Annotated in this window: 7 protein-coding genes; 4 read left to right on the plus strand and 3 right to left on the minus strand. The window is 31.2% G+C overall.

The annotated features are described in order from the left end of the window. Positions 1 to 141: 141 nt before the first annotated feature. Positions 142 to 696 (minus strand): DUF3967 domain-containing protein, encoded by a 555-nt coding sequence (locus AZF08_RS19325; protein ID WP_033678995.1) that lies wholly within the window; start codon positions 694 to 696, stop codon positions 142 to 144. A gap of 1191 nt (positions 697 to 1887) precedes the next feature. Continuing rightward, positions 1888 to 2538, minus strand: a complete 651-nt coding sequence (locus AZF08_RS19330) for a hypothetical protein (RefSeq protein ID WP_033678996.1) — start codon at positions 2536 to 2538, stop codon at positions 1888 to 1890. A 1023-nt stretch (positions 2539 to 3561) separates the two neighbouring features. On the opposite strand from AZF08_RS19330, the gene AZF08_RS19335 reads away from it, so the two are divergent. The 3 genes from AZF08_RS19335 to AZF08_RS19345 all read left to right on the plus strand — a co-directional run bounded on the left by AZF08_RS19335 (position 3562) and on the right by AZF08_RS19345 (position 5165). Beyond that, positions 3562 to 3948 (plus strand): hypothetical protein, encoded by a 387-nt coding sequence (locus tag AZF08_RS19335; protein ID WP_033678997.1) that lies wholly within the window; start codon positions 3562 to 3564, stop codon positions 3946 to 3948. Positions 3949 to 4210: 262 nt separating this feature from the next. Further along, entirely contained in the window at positions 4211 to 4783 is a 573-nt protein-coding gene (locus AZF08_RS19340) for a tyrosine-type recombinase/integrase (RefSeq protein ID WP_033678998.1), read from the plus strand. A gap of 199 nt (positions 4784 to 4982) precedes the next feature. Further along, on the plus strand, positions 4983 to 5165 hold the full coding sequence (locus tag AZF08_RS19345) for a hypothetical protein (RefSeq protein WP_033678999.1): 183 nt from the start codon (positions 4983 to 4985) through the stop codon (positions 5163 to 5165). Between the two features lie 1299 nt (positions 5166 to 6464). On the opposite strand, the gene AZF08_RS19350 is transcribed toward AZF08_RS19345, so the two are convergent. Next, positions 6465 to 6791, minus strand: a complete 327-nt coding sequence (locus AZF08_RS19350) for a hypothetical protein (protein ID WP_033679000.1) — start codon at positions 6789 to 6791, stop codon at positions 6465 to 6467. 256 nt (positions 6792 to 7047) lie between these two features. Between AZF08_RS19350 and AZF08_RS19355 the strand changes: the two genes are divergently transcribed. After that, a complete protein-coding gene (locus tag AZF08_RS19355; RefSeq protein WP_082793727.1) occupies positions 7048 to 9318 on the plus strand; it encodes a glycoside hydrolase domain-containing protein in 2271 nt (756 codons plus the stop codon). The last annotated feature ends 989 nt before the right edge of the window (positions 9319 to 10307 follow it).

Below are 10307 nucleotides of genomic sequence, written 5' to 3' on the forward strand. Positions count from 1 at the left end.
TATTCTATGTATGCTATATTCTTATTCGCCTTTTTCTAACAGTAGAACCACGAATCTTGGCGAAGACATTGGTCTTTGCCCTGTCCTGGGGTCCGTCCTCGTCAAAGAACTTTCGCGGCATAAACGCCAGGACTCAGCAAATCACTTCCAAAATTGATACCATTTCTTTTCATTACTTGCTGCAACTATCTGTTTTACTTCTTGAAGTTCTCGCATAACAGTCATAACAGCTTTATCCCGATCAGTAACCTGTTGTTTTTCTATAGTATTAGAATGAGCCAATAACTTTTGTTGAGATTCCAATAAATTTGTTAGTTTAGCTATTTGCTCATTTTGATTCTGTAATTGTTTTTGTTGTAACTCTACTGTAGCTTTTAATTCTCTCAATACTTCTTTTAAATCATCAGATCCAGAAGTTATAACAGTCATATCTGTATTATTAATTGTTAATCCTTCTTCTTTTAAAAGCAATTTACAAGCATCTTCCAATGTAACTTGTGGCATACTTTTTAACTCTACTAATCTTTGTAATAACTTAACATCATAATCATCGAAAATAACTCGTTCTCGTTCGTCTCTTTTAAAGGCATAACAGTTATAACTCTCAATTAGTAAATAATATTTTTTAACCGTAGAAGGTGATATTTTTAATCTTTTTGCAACCTGAGATACATTTTCATAAATAATAGGTGTCATAATAGTCATAACCTCCTTTTCAATATTTCAAATTTGTTATAACAGTTATAACTCCTTTATCTTAACACTTTAAATAAACTCAAGTTAAATTAAACCTAATTCTTCATTCACAATATTCATTAGATCTTGTACTTACGAAATAGGTAGTTTTAATCTCTTTTTTCTTCTTTAATACCCACTTCACTTAAATCAATCAATAAAAAGCATACAAATAAATTAACATTTTGTTTTTTAACATAATAATTTTTGACTAAAAAACGAACTACTCTATAAAATTGGAAATTCTGAATCAAAAAAGAGAGAAGAGCATAAGGGGTTTTTGAGCCCAACTAGGGGTTGGGGCTAGGCAAAGCCTAGCTTAAACGTGGGTACACGAAAATTTCCAGGATGTGCACTCACGGTCGACTCAAAATTTTCCAATTACACGTATTTTTTTGTTAAAAGTAGAGTTGAGGTGTACACAAGGTACCCTTCATAGCATTAAATGTGCACCTGCTGTAGACAACATATTTTTTATAAATTGTAATCAAACATTACTTTAAAATACTAAAAGAAATCCATCTAAAATAAATAAACACAAGATTATAATTTAGAAACAAGAAACAACAAAATACGAGATATTATTCAGACGCTTCAAAATCCGTTTTAAAGAATATAAATCTAAAATAATACTATTCGTCGTAGAAACAAAAATAAACGCTTAAAAAGCAAAATAAACAGTTTTAAATGAAGGTTTTCGTTTGCTTTTGGGGTTGAGGCTGGTTCGTCGTGTGGGGGCGAAACCCCACGTACTACGTATCTATTCATATGGTAAGTGAAATTATAATTCGAAAGCACTAGCGATTCGGCTCGTATAATAGCAAATTCAAGCCGATAATCTAGGAAAATTGCTTTTGGATGTGTCGGCTTGGTTCCACCCAAATTCGAGCCGAAAAAAGTTTTGCAAGGATGTAGCAAAGCGGAAAGGGTGGAGATTTTCTAAAGCAAGGCGGAGGAAAATACTACCCGTTCCTTGTGGAACTTTTAGCACTATATATAAGAGTGAGATAGAAGAAATAAAAAAAACCAGTAATATCAAGGGTTTATTAAAGGTAGGGTGTTGCCAAAAAGACACACCTGTGTTGCTAAAAAGACACACCTAAAAAATGGAAAATCATATAAAAAAAAAGATGTCAATAAAAAAATCGACATCTAAAATAGATAAATTGGTAATTTATGTTTCTTTCCGTTTTCATCAAGAAAGTTCCTAAGAGCCTTTTTGAAAATTTTTTGAGTTGCTTTATCCACTCCATCTTTTGGACTACAACACATAATGTTAGGATTTACAAACCATGTGCGACTCGTACAAATTCGCCCATCTTCTGTGGTAGTGCCTGTTTCAGCAACTGCCAAAATCCCCTTTTTCATTAATATATTCATCATCTTTGAAATCTTTGAACGATCTCTTTTTAATTCTTTAGCTAAATAACTTGGTGTAGCACTATCCGAATCAAATTCATTTTCTTCATTCGCCCGTTCTACAAGAATATTAGTTTTAAATTCTATATAAGGTACTAAATCCATCAAAAAAGCCTTTTCCGCATTAGTTAGATAGTTGATTTTAGTCAAGTAATTATAATTATCCATAATAATCTGCACAAACTTCACCCTATCCGTAGGCTTTTTCTTCTTGCCTATGAAATATTCTTCTCCGCCAGTAGCCTTACTTAGTAACTGCAAAAGCATCATTTTCTCTTCTTCTGAATAACCACCAGATTGCAACTGATCATAAATACTATCAATCTTACTATCTCTTTCTTTTGCTTTTTTTTCAGCTTGTCCAAAATCTACTACTTTACTCACTGTTTCTCCTCCTACTTCCTAAACAGAAAAACGAGAAACTAAAAAAGTGTATACATATTCCATTTTCAAAATACAAATTTCATGTTAAAATACACATAGATTATTTTATTCCTGTCTAGGATTTTTTGAAAAGAAACCTTGTTACCGCAAGGTTTCTTTTTTTATTCTACCACAATTTTCTACATAAAAGTTTCTTCTGTCTCTTAAGGTATTGAAATCCCAACAAAGTTCAACAAAGATTTTATACTGATATAAACTGGAACAACAAACACAGCCGTTCCTAGATCATATTTAAACCACATCTAACCAATTATTAATCCAAATATCTTTTCTAGCGTTCGAGATCATTCGATTGCTGTTTTCTTCGACTTCTTCGTCATTTTTTCTTCTTCGCTCATACTGTTGATTTCTATCTCCATGTGATCCTTTATCTCGTTCAATTTTTCCGTTTCCTTCAATAAACCTTCACCAATAATTGCTGCGCGGCCATGTCCTCGCTCTTAGCTTCGCTCAATTTTTCTTGCAAACTCATTTTCTATCGTACCCCTTTCATATGCTAAACCTAACGTTTTCCTTCGCATAAACATCTATATATCCAGATGTTTGAAATTAATGTTTGCTCCTCTTTCTTTTACTTCAATTCCATATTTGTCTATCAATGTTTTTTTGAATTCTTCATAACCGGATGTATTCTACTTCTCTAAATCAATAACTTGTCGAATCTCATCTTTCCAAAAAACTCCTCCTTTTTTGGGGAAGCTAATACCTTGGACTTCGCCCAAACCCACTGGAGAAACCATCCTCAGCCCCCCTCAAAATCCAACTCCCATGCCTAAAGACAGACTAAAGTTCTGCATGGGCTTTCTCGTATTGCAAAATATGTAAACTTTAATATATTAGTTTGCTTTCGTTTTTTGACTTGAAAAATATGTAATTATACATATTTTTCATTTTATTGGTAAAATAATCTATTTTTTGGTAGAATAATAGATGGATATAACAATTTGAGAGAGGATGAAACAAATGAAAAAACTAGGAAAAACAATCTTATCAGGAATTATTTTATCAAGTGGCCTTCTTTTTGGTACTTCTGATGCATTTGCAATGGGTTCAAAAGGTAGTGGTAACATGGGTTTCAGCACTGATGCAAATGTATATTCTAGAAATGCTACTAGTATTGATGTAAGCGGATGGACTAGTGCAGGAAATGTTGCTATCGAATTAGTGACTCAAGGTGGTAACGTTGTTGCCCGTGAGGATAGATATTTTGGTGTAGATGGAGGGAGTTTTAATGTTAGTTTCCCAACAAGAGGTCTTTCAACAGGTTTATATGATGTGCATGTAAATGGAGGTTGGGGAGCAAATTACTATCACAGAGAACTTACAAGCTACTTGAAAGTAAATTATTAATAAACTGATGATAAATCATTAATTCATTAATTTATTAAAAAATTAATGTCCTAACATAAAAATAATAAACAAGCCCATTAGTCTTATTAATTAATGGGCTTGTTTTTGTTTGAAATCTAGAAAGTTACTAATGTAAACTTTTGAATATTAGTTTACATTCAAATCCCCTTAAACATTGACTTCATCCCAATTCCCCTGATATCCTCAAAATACATAACGAAAGTATACATTCAAAACACTATAAATAAAGAGGTCAAAACACATGATTAAAAAACCACATCTCATTGATGTCCAACCTATCCGAAGCAAAGAACAGATCGAAAATATGAAATGGGCTCTTAAACGTCATTGTTCAGAACGTGACTATATTTTATTCATAATTGGAATCAATACAGGGCTACGTGTCAGCGATCTACTCCAAATCGAAACGCAAACCATATTAAAACTAAAGCGAAAAAAAAGAAAAGAATTCAAAATCAAAGAAGGAAAAACAAAGAAAGAACGCATGATTAATCTCACTTCTATTTTTGATGAAGTCTATTCCTATGCCCAAACATTAAAAAGTACCTGGTTATTTCCTTCTCGAAAAGGAGATCAATCCATTAGTAAAGTTCAGGCTTATCGACAATTGCAAAAAGCCGGAGATTTCGCCGGTATAGAATCTATTGGAACCCATACAATGCGTAAAACCTTCGGCTATTGGTTCTATAAACAAACAAAAGATATAGCCATGTTACAAGAAATACTTAATCATAGTACTCCACAAATCACACTTAAATATATAGGTATCAATAAAGAGGAAAAAGATAATGTACTGGATATATTTTACATTTAATTAAATTTATAAAAAACTCTTCTATAAAACTATAAAATATAAAATTTTTTTATTTGAGGGTGTTACAACACCCTTATTTTCACAAAAAAACAATGTTCAAAAATATCCTTTTTATAACTTTTATTTACATTATTTACATATCGAGTTAAATAGTTTAGAATTTTATTGTAATCTAAAAAATCAGAAAAGAGGTAATTTTATGTTTAAATCATTAGCTTTAAGTGCAGCATCAGTATTAATGTTATTTAGTGGGGGAGTTACAGCTAGTGCAAGTACGAATGAAGTCAATACAAAAAATGCTGAAATTGCACAATACGGTTTTTGGGATGATCTTAAGTGTCAGTTATATGGTTCCCCAACAGGATGCGTCAAATGGGAATAAATAATAAAAAATCTATTAAGGGATAGCACCAATATTCCCCGGATTCCTTATGCTAAATCTGTAACCCTTGATATAAAAAGGATTTCAACATAAAAAAAGAAAACAATCGTTTATGGAACTTTATTTATTATCTAAAACAAAGTTCCATAAAAATCATTACATACCATTTATCGCAACTTCTTAACGTAAAGTAAAAGTAATATCTTCAACAAAATTTGCATTTTGTTGAAGATATCCCAATTCAAACTGACTAAAAAAGAAGCATCTATAAATAGATGTTTCTTTTTACTTTTTCTATATTAAAAACGTAACATATTCATAAAAAGGGAATGCATGTATACTGATTTATACTGCATTCCCTTATTGTAATTGTATGTCCACTATATTTCTATTCTTCCTTTTTCAAGATTAAAAAAACTGATATCCAAATTTCTTAGTTTTCACTCCTCTCTGGATTCACTCCATTGCAATATAAACTCCACATTAGATGTCCAATCTATTAGCTAATACCCCCTTATAAACCATAATAACTTTTAAAATAATAATCCCAACCAATATAAAAACAACAAATCAATTTTTTACAAAAGAAAACAACTTGAATATAAACAGGTTGTTTTCTTTTATAGGGTAAAACAAAGAAAGAGTCGAAAAGCAATACACAAACATATAAATCACATGGAGCAAACCAACCGACAAAACTAAAAATTCTGAAAATTTAATCGCTAAGGGTTTTCGTTTACTCTTTCTTTGTTGTTATGAGTTTAACATTAAAAATAACATAAATCAACAAAAAATCACAAAATTCTTATAATTTCGACACTTTTTTTAAAAAAAAGTCTCGTACTAATTTCAACTTAAAAACATAATCACTATATATTTCACCAGAATTGAAAGAACCAAAATAATCATTATTTTATTCGGGTTATCATTATATGGTAAAAATAACATAATAATAACAAGGGAATGCTTGTATACTGATCTGTACTGCATTCCCTTATTCTATGTATGCTATATTCTTATTCGCCTTTTTCTAACAGTAGAACCACGAATCTTGGCGAAGAGGTCTTTGCCCTGTCCTGGGGTCCGTCCTCGCTTTTTATTCCACGGTTCCCTTGACCACGAGCCTCCGAACCCTCAAACTCCCAAAGCCAACCCCAGCGGGCAAAAACCGCCCTTCTGGGGCCACCTCTGGCGAGTTTGCATGAGGGTTCCCCTCATCGTCAAGGAACTTTCGCGGCATAAACGCCAGGACTCAGCAAATCATTTCCAAAATGCTGGCGATTCCCCTTTAATAGAAATTTAAAAATCTAAAACAATAGTACAGACAAATGAACTTCCAAATAACGTTAAAAATATCATGGAAAATAATAAATTAGAAAATAATATTTTTGGGGAAGTGTCCTCTTTATATAAAGCGATAATTGAAAATACAATAGAAATAACTAATGGAGTAATTAAAGCAAAAGATAAATATATAAAATTGCGATAAATATCTTCATCAGATGTTCCACCAGGGGTAATATTAATATATTCTTCATCTAAAATATAATATATATATAGAGCTATACAAAAAATAATATTAGCACCAATTGCAACACAAGTAGTTTTACTTTGTAATATTTTCATATCTATTCTCCTTTTAAATACCTCATATATTTTAAATAAATCTACAAAAACATTATATATTAATACAAGAAAATTAACATATAATGTAAAATAAAATTTATAAACATATCGACAAAATCCTGAGAAAAAAGGGGACTTTTTATATCAAATATAACAGTAAGATTATTACAAGAAGAACAACATAGATTCCTCTCAACATATAGATTATACAATTATTTAATCTATATATAAAAAAATCGAAAAGAGGGTAATAAACATGGATCAAATGGTAGCAAAAGCGCAGGAATGGGTAAACAGCACCTATAAAGGTAGAACTGGTTATACTGAAATTAAAGTAACCGGAAAAACAGGTTGGTCCACAATGTGGGCATTAACACACGCCTTACAATTAGAGCTTGGAATTACAGAGACATCAAATTCTTTTAGAGAAGGAACTTTACAAAATTTAGCCAAAAAATGTCCAATTAGTACAACATCTAATACAAATGCAAATATTGTAAAGATTATTCAAAGTGCTTTATATTGTAAAGGTTATGGACCAGGTGGCATTACAGGGACATATGGACCCGGTACACAAGCCGCTGTTTCTTCCATGCAAAAAGATTTAGGGTGTACACCAAATGATGGCGCAATCACTCCTAAACTATTTAAAGCACTATTAACAATGGATGCTTATGTGTTAGTTAATAATGGTAGTTCGAAAATTCGAAGTATCCAACAATGGTTAAACAGCAAATATATCAATCGCACTGATTTTTACTATATGCCTTGTGATGGCCATTATTCACGCGATGTACAAAAAGCCTTAATGTTTGCAATTCAATATGAAGAAGGATTACAAGATGGTATTGCAAATGGTCGTTTTGGCGATACAACGCAAGATTTGATTAAAAAAGTAGTATTAAAAGAAGGATCAACAGGTACTTTCGTCAGTCTATTCCAAGCAGCTCTTAATTTCAATGGTTATGATGTACCATTTGATGGCAAATTTTCATCTTCCGTAACCACAAAATTAAAAGAATTTCAGAAGTTCGCATTATTAAACGTAAGTGGAGCCTCTGATTTTCAAACGTGGGCTTCTCTGTTAGTAAGTACAGGAGATCCAGAACGTCAGGGAAAAGCTTGTGATTGTATTACAGAAATTACTCCTGAACGAGCAAAAACATTAATCGCAGCCGGTTATGAGACCGTCGGCCGTTATTTAACTAATGCTAAAATAACAAATGCTAAAAATAAAAAAATTCAACCTGGAGAAATGCATAATATTTTTAGAGCTGGCCTTAGTATCTTCCCTATCTATCAAACAAACGGTGGAGATAAAAACTATTTTAATGCTGCTCAAGGTAAAGATGATGCAATGGATGCTTTTCTAGCTGCTCTAAATCATGGATTCCCATACGGTACTACTATCTATTTCGCAGTAGATTTTGATGCAAATGATGAAGAAATTAAAGATAAAGTTTTACCACACTTCCAAGCAATTAACGAAAAAATGAAGACATTAGATAATTATTATAAAATTGGAGTATACGGTTCACGAAATGTATGTATCCAAATATCAGAAAAAGAATACGCAACATATAGCTTCGTCTCCGGCATGTCTACTGGTTTTAGTGGAAACCTAGGATTCCCATTACCAAAAAATTGGGCGTTTGATCAAATTAAAGAATATGCAATCGGAAGTGGAAATGGCTCTATTGGAATTGATAAAGATATCAAATCAGGAAGAGATTCAGGATATAAAATTTTTAAAGAAGAACTCAATCAATACGAATGTATTGTAGTATCAGCAAAAGAAGGAAATGAAGAAGATGGTCGTTGGAAATATAACTTTATTGAACCAGCAATCAAAAAAATTAGAGATCTTAAACAAAAATATGATAATCATGCCACTCACGTCACTTGGGTTATTGAAGGAGATCTATATTCATCAAAAGATATTGAACATTTTAAAGAAACAGCAGCACTTTGGGCTTCAGATGTTGTAATTGTAAAAGGTAAAGACCAATTAATTAATTATATTAATACACAATCTATTGATGGTACAGGAAAACGTTTAAATAAAATTATAGATTTTTCATGGTTTGGTCATGGTCATAAAGGATATGTTGATTTCGGACCTAAGTATTCACCTTCTGAAGGCATAAAATATCCTCATCACCTACACAAAAAAGATATTGAGCGTTTACAAACAGATGCCTTTGTAAGAGGAAGTACAACACACTTTTATAATTGTAATACAGGAACAAATTATGAAGGTAGTAGTTTTGCACAAATTTGGGCTAATAAAACTGAAGCATATACAACAGCTTGTGCTGATGGACAAACTGTTTATTCATACATTACAGTTTGTGATAAATGGACATCTCCTCCTGACCAATTTTGGGCAGAACATGAAGCTGCAGAAACATATAGAGCTAGAACAGGATATTCAGAATATGGTTCACTTAGATATCCTGAAACAGGTGATATAAATGATGAAAACCCAAATCCACACTGGGTAGTTTTCAAAACACAAGCACAATAAACTATAACATTATCAATAACAAAAAAGACTAACTCTTTATTTAAAAGAGTTAGTCTTTTTCATTTCACATTTTAATTTATCTAATAAAACCCATACAAATGACCCATATATCGAATATATCTTCAATATATGAATCATTTATATAAATTTTATTAAAAATAATTGTAAAAATATTACATTACATAAATGCTTTTAACAAAGTTGTTACTAATGGAAGTACCGCACCTAAAAATGTTAAAATTGCCGTTGCTGTTGCCATAAAAATTACCTCCCTCTTTATTTTCTGAATATTTAATTATTTATATTGTATATTGAAATAACAAAATTAGCAATGCTTTTCGACATGTAATATTGCATAAAAAATATCAATTATATTTATTTACTTATATATAAAGATAAAATATAATTAATGAGAAACTTTTGCTTTTCCTTGTTTATCTGTTGTACAAGGAATAATGTAGTATTCGAGAATAAAAACTCAGAATAAATACATAAAAGAAAAAGAATCCCTTATTCCTTTTGGGATTCTTTTTCTTATTTAAAGATTGCTCACACAAATGATCCGCACATCAATTTATCTTTGATATACAGATCATTTGTATGATAATTTTTACAAATAATTGCGGAATAATGAACTTACATTACTACTTTTAAAAGTTCTTGTACTAATGGAATGATTCCACCTACAAATTTTAAAACTGCCATTGCGATTTCCATTTTATTTCCTCCTTTATCCTTATATTAAGATTTTGTAAATCTCTGTACCTTTATTATAGTAAGCGCTTTCAAAAATAGCAATACTTTTTTAAGTATAATATTTTATACAGTTAAACCCAACGTTCTATAGAAATAAAAATATACTTGAAAAACAACATATTAATAGCAAGGAAATGCTTGTATACTGATCTGTACTGCATTCCCTTATTCTATGTATGCTATATTCTTATTCGCCTTTTTCTAACAGTAGAACCACGAATCTTGGCGAAGAC

The sequence above is a fragment of the Bacillus gaemokensis genome (assembly GCF_001590835.1).
Classification (GTDB): domain Bacteria; phylum Bacillota; class Bacilli; order Bacillales; family Bacillaceae_G; genus Bacillus_A; species Bacillus_A gaemokensis.

Excerpts from the sequence above, each read along its gene's own strand:
- AZF08_RS19325 (WP_033678995.1), bottom strand. The coding sequence starts at position 696 with ATGACACCTATTATTTATGAAAATGTATCTCAGGTTGCAAAAAGATTA.
- AZF08_RS19335 (WP_033678997.1), top strand. The coding sequence starts at position 3,562 with ATGAAAAAACTAGGAAAAACAATCTTATCAGGAATTATTTTATCAAGT.
- AZF08_RS19340 (WP_033678998.1), top strand. The coding sequence starts at position 4,211 with ATGATTAAAAAACCACATCTCATTGATGTCCAACCTATCCGAAGCAAA.
- AZF08_RS19345 (WP_033678999.1), top strand. The coding sequence starts at position 4,983 with ATGTTTAAATCATTAGCTTTAAGTGCAGCATCAGTATTAATGTTATTT.
- AZF08_RS19350 (WP_033679000.1), bottom strand. The coding sequence starts at position 6,791 with ATGAAAATATTACAAAGTAAAACTACTTGTGTTGCAATTGGTGCTAAT.
- AZF08_RS19355 (WP_082793727.1), top strand. The coding sequence starts at position 7,048 with ATGGATCAAATGGTAGCAAAAGCGCAGGAATGGGTAAACAGCACCTAT.